General features: G+C 50.0%; 19 protein-coding genes. 8 read left to right on the plus strand and 11 right to left on the minus strand.

The features are described from left to right. Positions 1-73 precede the first annotated feature (73 nt). The 5 genes from bdm to adhP all read left to right on the plus strand — a co-directional run bounded on the left by bdm (position 74) and on the right by adhP (position 5,644). Entirely contained in the window at positions 74-289 is a 216-nt protein-coding gene (bdm, locus tag QLG09_RS16900) for a biofilm-dependent modulation protein (RefSeq protein ID WP_020884080.1), read from the plus strand. 95 nt (positions 290-384) lie between these two features. After that, positions 385-522 (plus strand): stationary-phase-induced ribosome-associated protein, encoded by a 138-nt coding sequence (sra, locus tag QLG09_RS16905; protein WP_013096533.1) that lies wholly within the window; start codon positions 385-387, stop codon positions 520-522. A gap of 176 nt (positions 523-698) precedes the next feature. Then, the gene (locus tag QLG09_RS16910) at positions 699-2,396 is read left to right on the plus strand and encodes an NAD-dependent malic enzyme (protein WP_063214386.1); all 1,698 of its coding nucleotides are present in this window, start codon (positions 699-701) and stop codon (positions 2,394-2,396) included. Positions 2,397-2,718: 322 nt separating this feature from the next. Next, positions 2,719-4,428 (plus strand): ABC-F family ATP-binding cassette domain-containing protein, encoded by a 1,710-nt coding sequence (locus QLG09_RS16915; protein WP_047744698.1) that lies wholly within the window; start codon positions 2,719-2,721, stop codon positions 4,426-4,428. A 205-nt stretch (positions 4,429-4,633) separates the two neighbouring features. Continuing rightward, a complete protein-coding gene (gene adhP, locus QLG09_RS16920) occupies positions 4,634-5,644 on the plus strand; it encodes an alcohol dehydrogenase AdhP (RefSeq protein WP_025204137.1) in 1,011 nt (336 codons plus the stop codon). Between the two features lie 43 nt (positions 5,645-5,687). Here adhP and QLG09_RS16925 read toward each other — a convergent pair whose 3' ends face one another. Further along, the gene (locus QLG09_RS16925) at positions 5,688-6,194 is read right to left on the minus strand and encodes an Rrf2 family transcriptional regulator (protein WP_014170178.1); all 507 of its coding nucleotides are present in this window, start codon (positions 6,192-6,194) and stop codon (positions 5,688-5,690) included. A gap of 199 nt (positions 6,195-6,393) precedes the next feature. On the opposite strand from QLG09_RS16925, the gene QLG09_RS16930 reads away from it, so the two are divergent. Next, on the plus strand, positions 6,394-7,596 hold the full coding sequence (locus QLG09_RS16930; RefSeq protein WP_063156452.1) for an NAD(P)/FAD-dependent oxidoreductase: 1,203 nt from the start codon (positions 6,394-6,396) through the stop codon (positions 7,594-7,596). A 30-nt stretch (positions 7,597-7,626) separates the two neighbouring features. On the opposite strand, the gene araJ is transcribed toward QLG09_RS16930, so the two are convergent. Both araJ and QLG09_RS16940 read right to left on the minus strand, forming a co-directional pair. After that, positions 7,627-8,805: an MFS transporter AraJ gene (gene araJ, locus QLG09_RS16935; RefSeq protein WP_040017569.1), complete on the minus strand. Its 1,179-nt coding sequence runs from the start codon at positions 8,803-8,805 to the stop codon at positions 7,627-7,629. A gap of 156 nt (positions 8,806-8,961) precedes the next feature. Next, entirely contained in the window at positions 8,962-9,141 is a 180-nt protein-coding gene (locus tag QLG09_RS16940) for a hypothetical protein (protein ID WP_282489126.1), read from the minus strand. A 90-nt stretch (positions 9,142-9,231) separates the two neighbouring features. On the opposite strand from QLG09_RS16940, the gene QLG09_RS16945 reads away from it, so the two are divergent. Further along, entirely contained in the window at positions 9,232-9,903 is a 672-nt protein-coding gene (locus QLG09_RS16945; protein ID WP_282489128.1) for an SOS response-associated peptidase, read from the plus strand. Positions 9,904-9,960: 57 nt separating this feature from the next. On the opposite strand, the gene QLG09_RS16950 is transcribed toward QLG09_RS16945, so the two are convergent. From QLG09_RS16950 to QLG09_RS16980, 7 genes are all read right to left on the minus strand, one after another. After that, positions 9,961-10,872: a hypothetical protein gene (locus QLG09_RS16950; RefSeq protein ID WP_282489129.1), complete on the minus strand. Its 912-nt coding sequence runs from the start codon at positions 10,870-10,872 to the stop codon at positions 9,961-9,963. 156 nt (positions 10,873-11,028) lie between these two features. Next, entirely contained in the window at positions 11,029-12,297 is a 1,269-nt protein-coding gene (locus QLG09_RS16955) for a Y-family DNA polymerase (protein ID WP_282489131.1), read from the minus strand. 2 nt (positions 12,298-12,299) lie between these two features. Beyond that, positions 12,300-12,719 carry a translesion error-prone DNA polymerase V autoproteolytic subunit gene (locus QLG09_RS16960; RefSeq protein ID WP_108648125.1) on the minus strand — a complete coding sequence of 140 codons (420 nt, stop codon included), beginning with the start codon at positions 12,717-12,719 and terminating at the stop codon, positions 12,300-12,302. A 178-nt stretch (positions 12,720-12,897) separates the two neighbouring features. Further along, positions 12,898-13,218 carry a hypothetical protein gene (locus QLG09_RS16965; protein ID WP_282489133.1) on the minus strand — a complete coding sequence of 107 codons (321 nt, stop codon included), beginning with the start codon at positions 13,216-13,218 and terminating at the stop codon, positions 12,898-12,900. 151 nt (positions 13,219-13,369) lie between these two features. Continuing rightward, positions 13,370-14,146, minus strand: a complete 777-nt coding sequence (locus QLG09_RS16970; RefSeq protein WP_282489200.1) for an ORF6N domain-containing protein — start codon at positions 14,144-14,146, stop codon at positions 13,370-13,372. A 68-nt stretch (positions 14,147-14,214) separates the two neighbouring features. Continuing rightward, positions 14,215-14,781 carry a P22AR C-terminal domain-containing protein gene (locus tag QLG09_RS16975; RefSeq protein ID WP_282489201.1) on the minus strand — a complete coding sequence of 189 codons (567 nt, stop codon included), beginning with the start codon at positions 14,779-14,781 and terminating at the stop codon, positions 14,215-14,217. A gap of 124 nt (positions 14,782-14,905) precedes the next feature. Further along, positions 14,906-15,073 (minus strand): Arc family DNA binding domain-containing protein, encoded by a 168-nt coding sequence (locus QLG09_RS16980; RefSeq protein WP_282489134.1) that lies wholly within the window; start codon positions 15,071-15,073, stop codon positions 14,906-14,908. A 127-nt stretch (positions 15,074-15,200) separates the two neighbouring features. On the opposite strand from QLG09_RS16980, the gene QLG09_RS16985 reads away from it, so the two are divergent. Continuing rightward, the gene (locus tag QLG09_RS16985; RefSeq protein ID WP_282489136.1) at positions 15,201-15,632 is read left to right on the plus strand and encodes an Arc family DNA-binding protein; all 432 of its coding nucleotides are present in this window, start codon (positions 15,201-15,203) and stop codon (positions 15,630-15,632) included. Between the two features lie 171 nt (positions 15,633-15,803). On the opposite strand, the gene QLG09_RS16990 is transcribed toward QLG09_RS16985, so the two are convergent. After that, positions 15,804-17,951: a hypothetical protein gene (locus QLG09_RS16990; RefSeq protein WP_282489137.1), complete on the minus strand. Its 2,148-nt coding sequence runs from the start codon at positions 17,949-17,951 to the stop codon at positions 15,804-15,806. Between the last annotated feature and the right edge of the window lie 27 nt (positions 17,952-17,978).

Raw genomic sequence — 17,978 nt, forward strand, 5'->3', positions numbered from 1 at the left:
TATTTGCCATTCTGTTTGTGAATTACATTTTTTGCGAGCCGTACCATTACACAGACAACGACACGGAGGCAGCATGTTTACTTATTACCCGGCAAATACTGCAGCAGCACAACCTGAACTCGTTAACGCGATCGCACAGGGTCTTCACGCCGAACACGGTGCTGTGACTGAAGATGACATTTTGATGGAACTGACCAAATGGGTGGAATCCACAGACAATGACATCCTCAGTGACATCTACCAACAGACCATTAACTACGTGGTCAGTGGACAGAATGCCTCTTTGTAAAAACCTGCTAAGCTGGATCTGCAACCTAAGGGGTTACATTTCGTTTGCGTAAGCAAACTTGTCCTTAAAACTATCAACAGGATTGAGGAGTAAATATGAAATCGAACCGTCAGGCACGCCATATTCTGGGACTGAACTACAAGCTTTCTAACCAACGTAAAGTGGTGATTGAGGGCGACAGTGAAACGCAAGTCACCCATGCCACCGGCAGAAAACGCCACGCTGGCAAGTAAGTTCCAGTAAGAGATCCTGAACACCATCGGCAAAACCGATGGTGTTTTTGTTTATGTGTTGCGGTAATTAACATTTAGCTCCTTTATAATACCGCCTGACCGCACCCCACCGCACAGGCCAGAAAGATGACAAACAGCAGTGTCAGGGACGGATCTTCAAAAAAAGAGTGAGTGACATGGACAACAAACTGAAAAAACATCGTTCCTTATATATCCCTTATGCCGGTCCGGTTTTACTGGAATTCCCCCTGCTCAACAAAGGCAGCGCCTTCAGCATGGAAGAGCGCAGCAACTTCAACCTGCTTGGTCTGCTGCCCGAAGTGGTGGAAACCATTGAAGAACAGGCTGAACGTGCGTGGATCCAGTATCAGGGTTTCAAGACTGAAATCGACAAGCACATCTACCTGCGTAACATTCAGGACACCAATGAAACCCTCTTCTATCGCCTGGTTCAGAACCACCTCGAAGAGATGATGCCGGTGATCTACACCCCAACGGTGGGTGCGGCGTGTGAACGTTTCTCTGAGATCTACCGTCGCTCCCGCGGCGTATTCATCTCTTATCAGAACCGTCACAATATGGACGATATTCTGCAGAACGTGCCGAACCACAACATCAAGGTCATTGTTGTGACTGACGGAGAACGTATTCTCGGCCTCGGGGATCAGGGCATTGGCGGAATGGGGATCCCAATCGGTAAGCTCTCCCTGTACACCGCCTGTGGGGGTATCAGCCCGGCGTACACCCTGCCGGTAGTGCTGGATGTGGGTACCAACAACCAGCAGCTGCTCAACGATCCGCTGTACATGGGCTGGCGTCATCCGCGCATTACCGACGATGAGTATTATCAGTTTGTTGATGATTTTATCCAGGCCGTTAAGGCACGCTGGCCGAACGTGCTGCTGCAGTTTGAAGACTTTGCGCAGAAGAACGCCATGCCGCTGCTGAACCGCTACCGCGATGACATCTGTTCATTCAACGACGACATTCAGGGCACCGCCGCCGTGACCGTTGGGACGCTGATCGCCGCCAGCCGTGCGGCAGGCAGCCAGTTGAGCTACCAGAAAATCGTCTTCCTGGGGGCAGGCTCTGCGGGCTGCGGTATTGCCGAGCAGATTATTGCTCAGACGCAGCGCGAGGGCTTGAGTGAAGAACTGGCCCGTTCCCGCGTCTATATGGTTGACCGTTTCGGCCTGCTGACCGACGGTATGCCTAACCTCCTGCCGTTCCAGACCCGACTGGTTCAGAAACGCGAGAACCTGAAAAACTGGGATACCGACAACGAGGTGCTCTCCCTGCTGGACGTGGTGCGCAACGTGAAGCCGGACATTCTTATCGGCGTTTCCGGGCAAACCGGTCTCTTCACCGAAGAGATTATTCGCGAAATGCACAAGCACTGCGAACGCCCTATCGTGATGCCGCTCTCTAACCCGACTTCCCGTGTAGAAGCAACGCCGCAGGACATCATCGCCTGGACCGAAGGTAACGCACTGGTGGCAACCGGCAGTCCGTTCGACCCGGTGGTGTGGAAGGATAAAACCTATCCGATCGCCCAGTGCAACAACTCCTACATCTTCCCGGGGATTGGTCTGGGGGTTATCGCGTCCGGTGCGTCACGCATTACCGATGAAATGCTGATGTCCGCCAGCGAAACCCTGGCGAAACACTCACCGCTGGTGAATAACGGTGAAGGCCTGGTGTTACCAGAGCTGAAAGACATTCATAAGGTGTCCCGCGCGATCGCTTTCGCAGTAGGAAAAATGGCACAGCAGCAAGGCGTGGCGGTGAAAACCTCCGCCGATGCGCTGCAGCAGGCCATTGACGACAACTTCTGGATGCCGGAATACCGCAGCTATCGCAGAACGTCTATCTAAAGAACAGGCCGGGTCAGGCAATCATGCCTCCCGGCCTGCCATTCTGCCCGCGCTTGCCGGGCCGTAAAATCCCCGCTACACTGCCTTCATCCATTAACCTACTGAATATATAAGGAGGCCAATTATGCTGTACTGTGAAATTTTCAATGTTTCACATACATTTGGTGATCGCACCAGCTCAAGCGTTATCGGTATCGTGCTGCGATAACTTCTGCTTGAGCGAAGACACCAACCCCTAAATCCCTTCTCTCGGGCTTACTGAGTTATCGTCAGCGATGTTTGACGAGGCATAAACATGCCTGTAACTCTTGGGTAAGCAACAATGAGCACTTTACTCACTGCACAATCTCTTCGTGTTGATACGGCGTTTGGTACGCTCTTCGACTCTCTCTCCTTTACGCTGAAAAAAGGCGATCGCATCGGTCTGCTGGGCGACAACGGCTGCGGTAAAAGCACGCTGCTGAAGGTGCTGGACGGTACGGACACGCCCGCCGCCGGAACGGTCGCGCTGGCCGGACACTGCATCATGGCGCGCGTAGAACAACACCTGCCGGACGGGATTTATCCCCTGAGCATGCTGGATGCCGTGCTGGCACAACTGCCTGCGGCTGAACGCGAGAGCCTGCGCTGGAAAGCGGAAACGCTGCTGGCGAGTATGGGCTTTACGCCGCAGGACTGGACATTAACCTCGGCAACCTTGAGCGGCGGGCAACATACGCGCCTGCTGCTGGCGCGGGCTTTGATTAATGCGCCGGACCTGCTGCTGCTGGATGAACCGAGTAACCACCTCGATTTACCCACCATGCTCTGGCTGGAGCAGTTTTTACAGGCCTGGTCAGGCAGCTTTGTGCTGGTTTCACATGACAGGCAACTGCTGGATGCCGTAACCAACGGCAGCTGGATCCTGCGCGATAAGATGCTGCATTACTTTGCCCTTCCTTGCACCGCCGCACGCAAAGCGCTGGATGCGAAAGACGAAAGTGATGCGCAGCGCCACAAGGCAGAACAAAAGGAGATCGACCGCGTCGCGGCCAGCGCAAAAAGACTGGCGACCTGGGGCAAAGTCTACGACAACGAAGACCTGGCCCGCAAAGCGAAACAGATGGAAAAGCAGGTTGAACGGCTGAAAGAGAGCCAGACGGAGGTCACGGCGGGAAGTCAGTGGACATTAACCCTGCGCGGCGACGCGCTACGGGCCGACCGTCTGCTGGAGCTGGAAAACCTCGCGGTGCCGCCGGCGCCCGGGCTGCCTGCGCTGTTTAATATTGACATCGCGCGTCTCAAAAGCGGCGATCGCGTGGCCATCGTTGGACGTAACGGCTGCGGTAAATCATCCCTGATGAAGCTGATCTGGCGGCATTTTCGCGGCGAGCAGGCTGACGATGGGCTGAAACTCCATCCACGCGTATCGCCTGGCTATTATGACCAGACGCTGAACCAGCTCCCGGACGATGCATCGCTGTTCGACGCACTGGAGCCGTTTGCCCCCGATCCGCAGAATCGCAAGATGGCCCTGATCGGTGCCGGCTTTGCGTGGCCACGTCACGGTCAGAAAGTCAGTACGCTCAGCGGTGGAGAACGATCTCGCCTGCTGTTTGTTGGCCTGACGTTAGCGCGCTATAGCCTGCTGATGCTGGATGAACCAACCAACCATCTGGACATGGAAGGCAAAGAGGCGCTGACGGAAACCCTGCAGCAATTTGAAGGTGGCGTGCTGCTGGTCAGCCATGACCGTCAATTAATCAGCCAAAGCTGTAACCGTTTCTGGCTGATTGAGGACGGCAGGTTGAGTGAATGGCATGACGCCGAAGCGGTCTTTGAACGGCTGCGTGAAAGTGCAGGCCTGATAACATCGCCGTGTTCACCGAAACAACAGCACGATCGCCCTTCGCAGTTTGACGACCTGCTTGAACGGCTGATCGCGCTGGAGACATTGCTGGAGGAAGACCTGGCCCGCAAACCGAAGCACCAGAAGCCGCAGTTGCAGGCGCAATGGCGCCAGGAGATTGAGGCGATAGAAGCAAAACTGTAAGTCCGCGCCCGGCGAGACGCTCGCCGGGCCGCTCTGCCCCTGAACGCCCCCCCTGATTATTAGAGGATCGCTGTATTCTTAATCCGAAATCGAATCAAATGATGACATTATGTTGCTGCCACCTTGCATTAACGCGCCTAAGTATTAATCCTTAAGAAGTAGTACACCTGCTATGCAGAATCTCATCATGAACAAGGAGAAACATATGAAGGCTGCTGTTGTCACTCAGGATCATCAGGTCAATGTCACCGAAAAATCATTACGTCCGCTTAAGCATGGAGAAGCCCTGCTGAAGATGGAATGCTGCGGCGTATGTCATACCGATCTTCACGTGAAGAACGGTGATTTCGGCGATAAGACCGGGGTGATCCTGGGTCACGAAGGAATAGGGATCGTTAAAGAGATTGGCCCAGGCGTCAACTCGCTGAAAATTGGCGACCGTGCGAGCGTGGCATGGTTTTTTGAAGGCTGTGGACACTGCGAATACTGTAATACCGGCAACGAAACCCTGTGCCGGGATGTGAAAAACGCGGGTTATTCCGTTGACGGTGGGATGGCTGAAGAGTGCATCGTGACCGCCGATTATGCGGTAAAAGTGCCGGACGGTCTGGAGTCCGCAGCGGCGAGCAGCATCACCTGCGCGGGGGTCACCACCTACAAAGCGGTAAAAGTGTCCCACATTAAGCCGGGCCAGTGGATTGCGATTTACGGTCTTGGTGGTCTGGGTAACCTTGCGCTGCAGTACGCTAAAAACGTATTCAACGCCAAGGTCATCGCCATTGATGTGAACGATGAACAGCTGAAACTGGCCGCGAGCATGGGGGCAGATTTAACCATTAACTCTCGCAGCGAAGATGCAGCGAAAATTGTTCAGGAGAAAACCGGAGGCGCACATGCCGCGGTGGTAACTGCCGTGGCAAAAGCAGCCTTCAACTCAGCGGTGGATGCCGTGCGTGCCGGTGGCCGCGTGGTCGCCGTGGGCCTGCCGCCGGAAGCGATGAGCCTGGATATTCCACGCCTGGTTCTGGACGGCATTCAGGTCGTCGGATCGCTGGTGGGAACCCGTCAGGACCTGATGGAGGCATTCCAGTTTGCGGCAGAGGGCAAAGTGGTGCCAAAAGTGACAATGCGTCCGCTGGAAGATATCAATGCCATCTTTAAAGAGATGGAGCAGGGTCAAATCCGCGGTCGTATGGTGATTGATTTACGCTCTTAATCGCCGGTTGCCGGGGGGCGGTTTTGCCTTACCCGGCATTTCACTACGACGATCGCCGGTCAGAAATCCACTCCTGAACCTCAATCTGAAAGGTATCCGGCGCTTTGCGGTACATCTTGCGCGCCAGATCGAGAATGGTATGTCGCGCTAACTCCTCTTCCATCCGTTGCTGTGCGCTGTCCATGACCGAACGTACGCCACACGGGCCATTGCACACCCAGGCAGGAGGCGTTTCATTAAACACCGCCAGCCGCTGACGCACCTCTCGACACTCAAACATGTTCTTCTCACCGTCAATGGCGTGCGCCACATCCAGTACGGTGATCAACTCCGCCGGGCGCGCCAGTTTAAACCCGCCGCCCTTACCTTCCGTGCTGCTCACCAGCCCGGCACGTGACAAACGGGTGAAGATTTTTCCCAGGTAATCATACGGCACCCCCTGCAAGGCGGCCATTTCCCGGACGCTCATCTCACGCTCATTGCCTTTTGCATCCACCATGCACATCAGGCTGTGAATGCCGTATTCCACACCGGAACTGTAAAACGCCATGGTTAACTCCGAAGTTATTTATCTGGGTCATTATAACGGCGTTATTGCCCACAATCACAACTACCCTCCCCTTTTTCATTAACATGCTGATTTTATGCAGCATTAAAATTTAACTCAGAAAGAAGTTGTCGCAGTTAACTACGGAAAGTATAGTTGCAGTTATGTCAGGTATACAGCGTGATGATCAAAAGGATCGAAGATGAAAAAGCAGATTTTAATTGTGGGCAGTGGTTTTTCCGGCATGTGGGCTGCCGTCAGTGCCGCGCGTCTGAATGCGCTGGAGGGCAATAACAGCCTGAAGATCGCCGTGCTGGCACCCGCCCCTGAGTTGCGTGTTCGCCCGCGCTTCTATGAAGAGAACGTGACGTCGCTGGTCTCGCCGCTGACCGGACTGTTCGCTGAATTGGGTATTGATTTTATCGCCGGTAAAGCAGAATCCATTGATATAAAAGGGAAAAGTGTTTTCTATCGTGATGCGAATGGCGTAACTGCCGCAGTGAGTTACGAGCGGTTAGTGCTGGCCACCGGCAGTCAGAGCAAGCGTCCACCGATTGCCGGGCTGGCTGAGTACGCCTTTGATATCGATCAGCTTGAATCCGCACAGACCTTTGAGCAGCATCTTGACTCCCTGGTCTCGCGCCCTTCCACCGCTGCGCGCAATACCGTGGTTGTCTGTGGCGGCGGTTTTACCGGCATTGAACTGGCAACCGAGCTTCCTGCCCGACTGCGCGCTCGCTTCGGTGATGATACGGCGACAAGAGTCATCGTAGTTGAAAGGGGTCATGTCATTGGCGGACGATACAGTGAAGCATTGCGTAACACCATTGAAGACGCGAGCCAGGAACTGGGGATTGAGTGGCGTCTGAACAGTGAAATTGAGGCCATCGATGCGAACGGCGTAACGCTGAAAAACGGCGAACGTATCCCCGCTGCCACCGTAGTCTGGACAGCAGGCGTTGAAGCAAACCCGCTTGGACAACAGATTAACGGCGAACGCGATAACCAGGGGCGTCTGAAAGTGACAGAAACGCTGCAAGTTCCGGCTCATCCGGACGTGTACGCGACGGGAGATATGGCCTACGCCAGAACGGACGAGATGGGGAACACGGCGCTAATGACCTGCCAGCACGCGATCCAGTTGGGTAAATTTGCCGGCCACAACGCGGCAGCCAGCCTGTTGAATCGCACGCCTTATCCTTACCGCCAGGTTAACTACGTGACCTGTCTGGACCTGGGTGCCTGGGGTGCCGTTTACACTGAAGGGTGGGACCAGGCCGTCAAATCGGTGCGTGATGACGCAAAGAAAATCAAAATCGCCATAACCAATGAACTTATCTACCCGCCAGCAGCGGACAAAGCCGTGGCGTTTGCCGCTGCCGATCCGTTGGCGAAATTTGTCTAGCGCCCTTCTACCGCGCCTTACCGGCGCGGTTCAACGTGCGGAAGCGAGCGAACCGGCGTCTGCCTTTCTGGCCCGAAGGTGTGCGTAGATCAGCAGTGAACTCATGGCTGAGAATGAGAGCACAGCCGCTGGCAGCGTGACATAGCTCCAGCTAAAGCCAAGCGTGATCATCATCCCGCCAAAATACGCCCCTATCGCACTGCCGAGGTTAAATGCCATCTGTCCGCCTGCGGCACCCAGCATCTCACCGCCCTTCGCATTTTGCAGGAGAAGGATCTGCAGCGGCGCAGAGAGTGCAAACAGCCCGGCGCAGCAGATAAAGCCCATCACCAGCGACGCCGTTTTATGTTCCCCAAAGGCGAATAGCAACAGCAGTGACGCGACAATGACCATGTCGGTGGTGGCGGCAATACGCAGCGGACTGAAGCGGCCCGATAATTTCCCGCTCAGGAGATTACCTAACACCATACCCAGCCCCATCAGCATCATGATGACCGTCATGACGCCTTCGGAGAAGCCAGAGACATTGACCATAAACGGTTTGACGAAGCTGAACCACGCAAACACGCCAGCATTGCCAAACATGGTGGCGGCAAAAATCAGCCACGGCTCCGGTTTTTTCAGAAAGGAAAATTGCGCGGTCAATTTGATTTCGGAGCGATCATGGATGTGCGGCACCCAGACCAGTACCGAGATGATCACCAGAGCATCAAACAGGGCAATCAGGAAAAAGGTATAGCGCCAGCTGAATTCATGACCCAGCCAGGTGCCCAGCGGTACGCCCACCAGATTGGCAACCGTCATGCCGGCTATCATGCCCGCCACGGCGACCGTCACCTTCCCGGGAGGCGCAATTCTCGAGAGAATAATCGCCCCGACGCCAAAAATGGCGCCGTGCGGAAAACCGGAAATCAGCCGCCCTATCGCCAGCCAGGCATACGACGTAGAAAAGGTAAAAATTGCATTACCGACGGCACACAGCACCACCAGAAACAACAGCGTGGATTTTAACGAAAATTTGCCTGAGAACAGCGCCACAATCGGGGCACCAATCACCACACCAAAGGCGTAAAACGAAATCATATTCCCGGCGGCGGGAATTGAAATTCCGGTGTCATGGGCCAGTTCAGTTAATACGCCCATAATGCCAAATTCAGCCATTCCCAGGCCAAACGTGCCAAGTGCCAACGAAAAAATTGTCTTTTTCATACCACAACCACTGGTTAACAACGCGCGACGGGCATTATTGAACAATCTTGTATGGTGAGCCAGTTCAAATCAGCTGGCTGACACGTTAATCCATTAATTCAGGTGCTTTATCCAACATTTTTTTAAACATCATCCTTTCAGGGGTTTGCATTAAAATCAGTTACTTGAAAAAATTATGTCTGGGGAATAGCGGCAAATAGCGGCTATTTTTTCGCCCCAGAACACGCCCCAAACACGATTTTGCCCCCAAAAATGCCCCCAAAATTCACGCTTTTGCGTAGCTCCTTCCAGTTTGTCAACGATCCGCTTTACCGCCTCCCTGACTTCCATCATCATGCCCCTGTTTCAAAATCATAAAGTTTCGGTGCGCACCTGTTTTTTCTCCCTGCCCTATACTTTCAGTCTGACATCAGGCTGGAGGTTTCTATGTGTGGACGTTTTGCACAAGCACAAACCCGTGAAGAATATCTGGCTTACTTGGCCGACGAAGGCGATCGCGAAATCGCATATGACCCGGAACCCATTGGACGTTACAACGTGGCGCCAGGTACCAAAGTCCTGTTGTTGAGCGAACGCGACGAGCAGCTTCATCTCGATCCTGTTTTCTGGGGCTACGCGCCCGGGTGGTGGGATAAACCGCCATTGATTAACGCGCGCGTCGAGACGGCTGCCACTAGCAGAATGTTCAAACCTCTCTGGCAACATGGCCGGGCTATCTGCTTCGCTGATGGATGGTTTGAATGGAAGAAGGAAGGCGACAAGAAACAGCCCTACTTCATCCACCGGGCCGACGGTCAGCCAATATTCATGGCGGCGATTGGCAGCACGCCGTTCGAACGCGGTGACGAAGCGGAAGGCTTCCTGATTGTGACGTCTGCAGCAGATAAAGGCCTGGTCGACATTCACGACCGCCGGCCTTTGGTTCTGTCGCCAGAAGCGGCCCGGGAATGGATGCGTCAGGACGTTGGCGGGAAAGAAGCGGAAGAGATTATCGCTGATGGTTCTGTGCCAGCCGACAAGTTTATCTGGCACGCCGTGACACGGGCTGTTGGAAACGTAAAAAATCAAGGTTCAGAGTTAATCGAGGCAGTACGCTAAATGCTAATAAATAGACAATACGCCCTCTTTGAAGCAATGAGCAGACATAATCCTAGTTTAGGACACCATAGCAATAAAATCTTTTTCCGATATTTCAAAAAAATCAGGAGTTAAATCACAAAGTGAAAAAAGTGTTTCCTCATTTATTGGTCTTCTTATTTCAAGAGGGACGCCAAGTTTATTTAGACCGGGAAGAATTAATGTCCGTCCATTATTGTGTATGTATCGTTTTGCCAATTTCCCTATTCCTTCCTGGTCTTCATTAACATGTTGAAGATTTGTTATAAATGACCCTACAACATTCCCCTCAGTAGTTCTATTTATAAATGGAGTAACTCTAACAATGTCTCGGTATTTTATTGGATCTTGCGCATAGCAACTAATCCCAAGGGCTAGTAACAGAGACGAGTCAGGTTTGTTTTTGAGTATTTTATTATAAGCCATTCGCCTAAGTGAAGCATTCAACACCTTCCCACTCCCGGTGCATATAATCTCATTTAATACGTTGCCAGAAAACAATTTCTCTCCATTGTAATATTTATCAACAAAATCAGCCACCTCTGACTTTTCACAACATCTTATTCTTAACGTAATCCAGTTAGAGTCTAGCTTAACATAGCTGGTTTCATTGAAATCAACTTCAGAGATATAATCTATCTTGTTCTCCCACTCCCACATTTTACATGCTTTTACGGCATCCTCCTTTGACTCAAAGAAAAATGCACCATTAAGTCGAGAAGGTTTATCAGGGAATTTTTCCGCTCGAATTTTCTCAATGTAAAACTCAGACTGAAGATCACTCATGAACTTATCTTTAATAGTAGATTGAATGTTATTATACAACCATAAAGAAGGGGTTGGATATTCAAGGCCTTTGTTGTCTATAATCGGCATTGCTAATACTCTACCAATGGCAACTTCCCAGGCAACCATTGGATGGTCTATATCCAAAACAGCGAATAACTTCATATCCCAACCTTAAGCTAAAAAAATCAACTTCGCTATTATAACTATGATTCACAATTTATACTATATTGTTAAATCCCTACTTAACTGCATCGTGAGCAAGGAATGAATCGCCTTTACTAACTTCAGGCACAAGGTGGACCAAGGCAACAAGTAAATTCATCTGACTCTTAGAAGATCGGTATATCTAGTTGTATACCGCGGCGAAAGCATTTCGCGCTTCATCTGCCACTGCTGCTGAATGCCCTGGCCAGCAAAATAGAGCGTGCCTTTTCCCCCCTTGGCATTCAGTTGGTCGAGCACTTGCATCAGCTGGGTACTGTCTTCTCGCGGCGCATTCTCGTCGAACAGGTTTAGCTGAGCAACTCCCTGGCTGAAGAAGTCTCCGAGCATAATTCCTGCTTTCTGGTACCGATGACCATCCTTCCAGATTTTGTCCAGACACTTTACTGCAGCGTTAATGATGTCCCGGCTATCCTGGGTGGGCGTGAGAAGCTTAATTGAAGAGCTGTTACCGTAATACGGCTCATTAAGCGCGAATGGAGAGGTTTTCACGAAGGCAGAGATAAAGCGGCAGTATTGGTGCTCCCCACGAAGCTTTTCTGCGCCACGGGCAGCATAGGAACAAATAGCCTGGCGCATCTGCTCATAGTCGGTAACGCGTTCGCCGAATGAACGACTGCAGACGATTTCCTGCTTTGCCGGAGCAAACTCATCCAGATCGAGGCATGGCTCGCCGCGCAGTTCGCGCACTGTTCTTTCCAGCACGACGTTGAAGTGTTTGCGGATAATCCATGTGCTTTGCTCTGAGAGGTCCAGAGCCGTTTTAATGCCCATGGCGTTCAGCTTCTTACTTATACGCCTGCCTACGCCCCATACATCTTCTACAGGCACGATAGCCAACAACCGACGCTGGCGATCGATATTGGACAAATCGACCACCCCGCCGGTCTGCCGCTGCCATTTTTTCGCGGCGTGGTTTGCAAGCTTGGCCAGTGTTTTAGTCTGCGCGATACCAACCCCGACAGTCAGATGCGTACGCTTCAGAACCGTAGCGCGAATTTCTTTGCCAAACTCTGTCAGGTCCCGGCAATTGCGCACTCCTGTCAGGTCGCAAAAAGCTTCGTCAATGCTGTAAATTTCGACGCGAGGGCTCATTTCCTCAAGTATCGTCATTACCCGGTTCGACATATCCGCATACAGCTCATAGTTGCTGCTGAAGCAAACAACACCGGCACGGCGGAACAACTCCTTTTGCTTGAAGAACGGCTCCCCCATGGTAATTCCAGCCACCTTGGCCTCGGCGCTGCGCGCAATTACGCAGCCATCGTTATTCGAGAGAACGACAACCGGCCGGCCTCTTAAATCGGGTCTGAAGACCGTCTCGCATGATGCGTAGAACGAATTCACATCACAGAGCGCGAACATGTTCAGCTCGCCGATTTGACGATGAAAGTCACTACGCCGAAAACGTCCAGCGTGTCTTCGCAGCCAACAACAATAGGACTGTAGGCGCTGTTCATAGGAATGAGTTGCACGGTCGGGCGGAGCTGCAGACGTTTAACAGTGAACTCACCTTCTACCGCGGCGATTACGATATCTCCGTGTTCTGCAGTCCGGGAGCTATCAACCACCAGCAGATCACCGTCGCTGATACCGGCCTCTATCATTGAGTCACCGGCTGCTTTTACGAAATACGTCGAGCTGGGATGGGAAACGAGTAACTCATTGAGATCGATACGCTGTTCGACATAGTCAGCTGCCGGGCTGGGAAAGCCGCATTGAACTAAGTCGCTGAAAAGCGGGATTGCAATAATTTCGCGTAATTCTGCCGGTCTGTAGAATTCCATAATGCACACCTCAATACTGTTTTTATATACAGTAGTTTTAACTGAGGCGCTGATCAAGATGGACGAGTGTTTCTGTCTGGCTACTTCATAGCCGCTTCGTTTCTAAACCTGTAACGCTGTTAGACTTTTGGCGTTTGTAAATATCAGGAATAGAAGTGTCGATTGCTCATTTTAAATACTACATGAAGGGTTTTTTGTCTGAAGAAGCCGGGTGAATGGTATGAGTAACAATACCGATCAGGCGAACGTCATCAAGTGAGTCACCTTCTATGGCTTCACCATAATCAGTTATCAGTGCTTCACCCGCAAGGTATGCGTATTGATGACGCCCGCAGAACCAGATGAGCAGCTTCACGCCCTGCTCTGGTCTTCGAACTTTTTCAATAATCGCGTAACCGCCCGGCGCACCGACGACGTTTGCTGTGGCTGGTAAACATTCAGAGGGGCTTTTTCGCGTGACCTCGACAAAGGCACCATGTTTGTCAGCTATGTTTGGCATAAACACTTCACAACATCACTGTGTGTGTAAACAGTATTATTATCGATGATTTGAGATCAAGCGGAACGGATGAGAAGATGGTTAAGTGGCTAGGATGGCTGCAAATTTAGTTATGAAAAACCCGCCGAAGCGGGTTTGTATCTTACTGCGATTAGAAAATCTTTCTAAGATCTACACCGTACACTGCAAGCCATGCAGCTCGAGGCCATGACTTAACGCTACCGAAGCGAGGATCTTCAACATCGTGCGGGATGGCGTCGTTTTCTCGGCACCATTTGCGCAATGGCTGCCATTTAAACTTTTGCCCAAGCTTCTTTTCCACGGGAATAATGGCAGCATAATTCTTACCCTCACCTACACGCTCCGCCAGTTTATTTTTGGCCCTTACAGCTGCAGATGCAGTAGCCATAGCCGTTACTTCCCGTTTTTCAGAGATCCAAAGCTTCTCTTTAACTGCTCGGTCACGCTGCTCTGTGATGATACGGTTTTCCTTTACCTTTGACAGCAGATCTTCCAGCGCTGCTTCATAGGTGAGTGGAATGCCCACAGCGGCGGAAGGACGAAAATACGAGTCCTCAAGACGTTCGAAGAAAGACCAAGCTTCATCCGTATCGACGATCTTAGACATCCTCGCGGCCCCCTTCTCGGTCCACAGCGTCAGAGATCTAGCATTTTTACCGACAGAGTGACCGTCAGTTACTCTGTTCTTGAACTCACGCAAATCAGAACCTGAAAGAATAAAATAATGCTTACCATCTTCGAACCGATCAAGGTTACGAGAAAGGTTATTCCTAATGTTAGCTTCATCAGTACCATAACCAGATGCCAAAGTCTCCGTGGTCACCACCCGGACTCCAGCCCATTCAATTACAGGCAAAGGCTGGGGATCGACATTCCGCTCCTGAACTGCTAAATTTAATGACGTCATTAGTTGGATCCTTCTGACAATTTTCAATGGAAGCCGGTAGCTCGTAACTATCGGCTTTTCTATTTGCATCATTGCAACATCTCCTGACGCAGGTGTGGTAATACCCTGCTCCAGTTATCATCCCTCCATGGTTGAAATTCAATATGTGCGGTTTCGCGCTTGAGGATTTCACGAGCCTTATTCAGTGTCCTGGGATATTCCTGAACGATAGAGTAGAAACGACCAGCCTCTCGGTGCTCGGCAACTCTCAAGAGTGGATAGACTTCACGACACGCTTCATTCATGACAGCCCCGGCACGCCATAACCAGGCCAAATCACAAAGCTCTTGATCAGTGAATTGCTTGGTTATCGGCGAATGTGCGACCTCGCGATCCAGAACATCCAGTACCCAGCGGCGGAATTCTTTAGCCTTTGGCGTGCGTGCGAACATCGCAATTAAATGAGTTCCGCGAAGTGAAAACACGCGTGAATCCTGCGTTCCGCTAGGGGTGGTCACCTTGACCACTCCTGTCATTTTCTCCGAAAATTCATCAGAGTGACGGCTATAAATTCTCTGTACAGCTTTGTCATCTGCGTACTCAAGCGCCTGACCAATTTCAGATGCAGTCAGCCAAACCTGCCCAGCCATTTCCATATAGGAGAAGTTTGTATTGTGGAAAGTTAATTCTTTGTTCTGTACACTATTCATGTCGATCATCCTAGGTGGTTTGTTCGATAAGAGGCCCTGACTATCGCAAGTAGTTAGGGCTTCGTCGTTTTTAAGCCTGCGCACTTTTATCACCAATAAGTCCGTATACCTTCCTCAGTTGATAAATCAGCTCTGTATTGAACTGACGGCATTCTTCCTCTCCGTTTCTTTCAATGGCGCGTTTTACATCCTCAGGGAAGCGCACCTTACGCTGATACATATCTTTTGCCTTTTGCATTTCAACCTCATTTTTATAGCCCCACCGTGAGGCATTAATTAAGTGTCACACCGTGCGGCATTGCTGTCAACCCCACCGTGGGGCATAATTTACATATTGTGAATTTTTTGCAGGCTGAGCGCATAACATGAGTAGAGAAGATCCGCAGTTAAGAATAAGGCTTCCTATTGAACTAAAAGAGAAAATTGAAGTCTCTGCTAAAGAAAATAACCGTTCAATGAATGCAGAAATTGTGCAAAGACTTGAGAGGACATACCTTGCCGAACTTGCAGATGATGAAGTTCTTTCAGCTCAGGACGTAATCAAAATTGTTGCCAGCGCTAAAGATGAGTTATCCGACATCATATTCAAGCGCACATTCGCAGAAATCAATAAGAAGGCCCGGATGGGGCACATGGGATTTCACATCCCCCTGGGCGATCTCGAACTTGAAGAATTGAGTGAAGATGATTTCTATTACGTTCTTAAGCGTACTTTTGATCGTTTAGCCGAGTTAGGATTCTCTGTTCCAGAAAAATCCTTAGACAATGCTGGCTTTCTCATAGAAATACCGGATTAAGGGCTCGTTAATTGTTAAAGAGCATCTACTGACGTGATTAAAGCGCCAGCAGATGCCGAAAGATAGGGTCACAAATGCAGAAATTACCCGTCAGGTAATTTGAATAGATATGATGATATTAAGTTAGCACAAAATGCAAAATAGCCCACCGGTGTGGGCTATTTGTTAATGTTAAAAGTTTCTACTAATTTCGAACCAGACCCCAGAACGCATCTCTAGAGTTACGATTGAGTCTCCTGATGTGCTAGTTATATTAACACCACCTTTTAGTCTAATGGTTGCAGTTCCGTGAGTAATACCTGCTCCTGTAATCAGTCTTACGCGAATAATCTGTCCGTTTGCGCCTCCTGTGAAGTTAGTAACAGACACTGCCGCGTTAACAAGTATATCTGGGCCAATCCAAACTGAAGGAGTTGAGGAAGTTACTGAAACCTCATTGCCTGATGCATCTTCAAGTAATGTTACGTTGCTAATTGCTGAGAAGTTGGATCGGTTTCCGGTGCTGAAATATTTGGACGCAGAAGCCCCACGCGCTTTAATGTTAATGAAGTTAACTTCACTAATAAATGACCCGGTATCGAACGAGTATAAAATATGAGGTCTGGATGTGGCATTTCCAACAACCTCATTGGAAATAGACAAACCAGTTAGCGCCTTGCTATTGAACCCCCCTAAAGCATAGACACACCCCGTGCCAGAATGAGAGTTAGCATTTATATTAATCTCGTTAGAAGCACCAGCTACTGGAACAGTGTTTGGGTCATATGCCCTGCTGTATATAGCGCTCGTTGGTTTTGGCGAACCAGCCCAATCAGACTCAATGCATATACTCGCCAATGAGCCCGCGTTAAAACTATTCCCTGTCACATTAATGAAGGAAACTGCGGCACCAAGGTACAGACTATACTTCCAATCACCTAGCACCATGTTGTTGGATATATTGACTGTAGTAATACCTTTGTAGCATTGAATCGCTGCATCATCGGTGCTTACAGCTGCGCTACTTGAGCTTTGAATATAGTTGTCAGTAATATCGATCCATCGACACCCCCAGGCTACATTCACACCTGAGCTCCCAGCCTCAAGGAGAAAGTTGTTATTAACCTGCACCCTCTGACAATTTGAACTTAAATTTATACTCCTGTGACTTTGCCCGCTAAATGTGTTGTTTGAGATATTAGCCCTGAATATTCCACCGCCCTGTAACCCGTGCGTACCTCCACTAACTACGTTTCCAGAAACAAGAGTATCCCTTAATGTTATGGTAGATGGATAAAGTGGAGTCCCTCCATTAATGTCAATGCCACCATAATTACTAGTTACAATTGCGACAAGGCCTATCCCAGTTAACGTTATGCTGCCTGATCCATTGTCTGGGTCAATCGGCATTGTGATAGTGTTATTTATAATCTTGTTGTTATAGTTTACTGATGTTGCACTGAGTAACCCTATGCGTATTCCATAGCGCTCAACGCCAGAGGCAAATCCATAGACATTATTTTCTTCAATTGTTGAGTTTATAATTCCTGATACGGTGATGCCCTTTGACGCATTGGAATTGGCGTTAATATCACAACCTCTAATAACAAGACCGTCATGCCCAGTATCAACAAATGATCTTAACATTGTGTCAGTTCCAGGTGTGACACATTTAAGTTTTAGTGATTCAATTTTTTTACAGCCAACGGTTACTATAACAGCCCCTACACCATAGACTTTATTAGTGCCTCTAACATGAACACCAGAGTTTGCTGCGGCATAATTAATCGCGGCCTGTACTGATGTAGTAAAATCTGTATTTTCATCGACGTAATTTCCAAACTGTTCGGGAGTTACGTAATACTGTATCTCTGCGAGATTGCCATGAGGCGTCACTTTAACTTTGTGTGAACTTACCAACGGGTCGCCGAAGTCAGAAGCTAGTTCATTACGCAGCACAGCATCGCCTACGCTCAGCCAAGCACGAGGGCCTATTCCGCCTGTTGAGTTCGGTGTTGATAATGGGGGGACTATCTTACCTTCAGACGGGAATGCACCATCCCATCGATAATATTCGCCTGAAGCTTCAAGTCTCAAAACTTGATTCGGTAGCGTAAGCGTATTGCCGTCTTCAAAGCTATCCAGGGTAATATACCCGAAAGCGGAAATAGCCTGCCTGGCAAGATAATTATTGCCTTCAATCGTGTAATGCTTTTGACCAAATCGATCGGTATATGTCCACCCCATTGAGGTGACATATTCATCAATTTTCCCTGCATTAAATTTCAGGTCGATTGGAGATTCACTTGGAACAGGCAGGTTTGTTGGTGTAGTAGCCATATTTATTCCATAAATACCCGCCCATAG

This window comes from Enterobacter sp. V89_11 (assembly GCF_029967775.1).
In the GTDB taxonomy this organism is placed as follows: Bacteria; Pseudomonadota; Gammaproteobacteria; order Enterobacterales; family Enterobacteriaceae; genus Enterobacter; species Enterobacter ludwigii.